Source organism: Methanosarcina spelaei (assembly GCF_002287235.1).
Taxonomy (GTDB): Archaea; Halobacteriota; Methanosarcinia; order Methanosarcinales; family Methanosarcinaceae; genus Methanosarcina; species Methanosarcina spelaei.
On the sequence record NZ_LMVP01000216.1, the window covers coordinates 1 to 2,424 of the forward strand.

The window sequence follows — 2,424 nt, forward strand, 5'->3', positions numbered from 1 at the left end:
TTTGAGAATAATCAAGCAGAAAGAGATGTCAGGATGATGAAGCTACAACAGAAAACATCAGGAACTTTCAGAACTACACGGGGAGCGGAAGCTTTCTGCAGAATTAGAGCATATATTTCCACAATAAGAAAGAATGGTTTACCTGTTTTAGAGGGTATTCTCGCGGCGCTCAAAGGAGCGCCGCTAACTATACCCTGAATAGTTACCTTAGAGATTTAATTGAAAAATCAACAGAATTAAACATCTTAGCTAGATGAGGATTATATACATTTTAGATTATACTGATTAACCTACTAATATATAGAATATATTCAAAAACTATATAATATCGTGTATCTAATTATCTCGTGAAGGCTTTCTAGTACTCGCAAATAGATCTTATGAGCCGTATAGACAGTTCTCATCTGTGGCTCATAAGATCAGATCTCTACTAATGTTGGTAACTACAAGATTTAAAGGGTTTTACAAGGTAATAGCTGAAGGAAACTTAGAAAATATTCGAGATTCAGGTAGGGCAATGTCAAAGGGAAATGTCAAAGGGAAATGTCAAAAGGAAATGTCAATATTCTTGACTATGATAAATACATGAGAATAATTTTTCTTTTAATTAATAAATGATACAGGATAAAACTTTGTGGATAAGGAAAAGGGTTGTGGAATGTTTACTATCAAAGAATCAAACCTTAACGAAGGTTACTTTGAAGGGACTAACCTTAAAGGACTTAACCTTCCAGGTGCTGAGCTTATGGAGGTAAACCTTGAGGGAACTAATCTTAAAGGGGCTAACCTTAAAGGAGCTAATCTTAAAGGAGCTAACCTTGAGGGAGCTAACCTTGAAAGAGCTGACCTAAGTTGGGCTATACTTAGAGGAGCTAATCTTGAGGCGACTAACCTTATAAAGGCTAATCTTAAAAAAGCTAACCTTAAAAAGGCTGACCTTTTTATGGCTAATCTTGAGGGTGCTAATCTTAAAGAGACTCATTTTTTATCATTTAACCAATTTTCAAAAGTAAAAACGCTTTATGATGCAAAATTAGACGAAGAATTCCTCACACTATTAAAAGGAAAATACCCTTGCCTATTTAGATCACTGGAGCAACAGTTTCTAGAACATCAGAACAACCTTTTACTATAAAAAATGCTATTTTCATTGATTTTATTCTTTTTTCTTCAAAACTCAACAGCAAGACAGTTGAAGGTTTAGTATATTGGTTTTTCAGTTAAACTACTTAAATTCTGTTCCTGTTAAGTGCATCTAAACGGTCATGACGGTATTATCCCTTATATCTTGTAAATACTTTATAAATCCAATTAGAGACATTTTTATATTGAATCATCTTATCAGAATACTTTATAAATGCAATTAGATACTTTTTTATACTGCATTGTCTCATCAGTTTACCAGATTTAACTTCCTGTTCGGCCTCAGTTAATAGTTCTTCCGGTGTTTCTGCGGTCAATTCGGTAAGGTATTTAATAGCTAACCAGTAATTCTTTTCCGTGTTCGATCGCGGGTTTTGAGTGTCAGAACACTCCCAAATTACCGGATCATTACGCAAGTCGTTAAAGTCTATGAGAAAAATACTCAGGCTTATAATCTATTAACTTCGTTATAATCTATTAACTTAGGACCGACACTTTAACAGGAGTATTCCGCTTGGTAATTTTCAAACAGGCTATATTACAGAATTGTGTACGCGGAACAATTTTTACAGGTATATTAGAGGTATACGATGGAGACTAGAGATACAGTATTTCTTGTTGTGATGGTTCTGTCATCCTTTCTTCTATCCTTTGAGTGGCTTAGAAGGTTTACATATAAACCCACAAATCCCCTGATTATTCTTTCGGTCATGATTCTTGTCGGAACATTAGCTGTCATGCTTATCTCTGTTAACAATAGGCTTCAGGAACTCGAAAACAAGATGGAAGCGAAGGACCGTACCCTCAAGGTCAATATGGAAAATACAGAAACAAAGATTGAAGAAAGGATGAATGAGCTATCAAGCAAAATTGACAATGCAGTTTACGAATTCAACCGTAGAAAATATCACTAATCTCATATATAATTTTATTTTAGGGCAAAACCTTTAATTTCCTATATTAAAGAAGCATATTTTGAATCCCCAGGGTTTGATAACAATCAAATCTAATTTTTTTATTCAGATATATTTAGTATTTTATTATAAATATGCCCTTTATAGGCCGTAATCCTCTATATGTGCGGCGTTAATTAAAAGAAAAATAACTCAAACACTTTTTGAATGGACTCTCAAGCTTCATTCAATTTTGAATTTAATTTATTGACATTTATCTTAATTTTGATACTAAAATATGCTAATTTTTGTATCCTCTTCAAATTTAAGGGATTTTCAACCGCATAAAAAATATAATAGTTTTTCCATTTTCCCTTATCATATTTTG

The 2,424-nt window shown here is 33.2% G+C and carries 3 protein-coding genes; all 3 read left to right on the forward strand.

Annotation, left to right across the window (positions count from 1 at the left end; all coding sequences use genetic code 11):
* Positions 1-198 (forward strand): IS66 family transposase (locus ASJ81_RS11195; protein WP_141241680.1); only part of this gene is annotated, 198 nt, incomplete at its 5' end.
* A gap of 436 nt (positions 199-634) precedes the next feature.
* Entirely contained in the window at positions 635-1,135 is a 501-nt protein-coding gene (locus ASJ81_RS11200; protein WP_245860076.1) for a pentapeptide repeat-containing protein, read from the forward strand.
* 598 nt (positions 1,136-1,733) lie between these two features.
* Positions 1,734-2,057, forward strand: coding sequence for a hypothetical protein (locus ASJ81_RS11210; RefSeq protein ID WP_048109474.1), 324 nt, complete (start codon positions 1,734-1,736; stop codon positions 2,055-2,057).
* The last annotated feature ends 367 nt before the right edge of the window (positions 2,058-2,424 follow it).

Bases quoted from the DNA above. Each gene is read 5' to 3' on its own strand.
- ASJ81_RS11210 (WP_048109474.1), top strand. From the start codon at position 1,734: ATGGAGACTAGAGATACAGTATTTCTTGTTGTGATGGTTCTGTCATCC.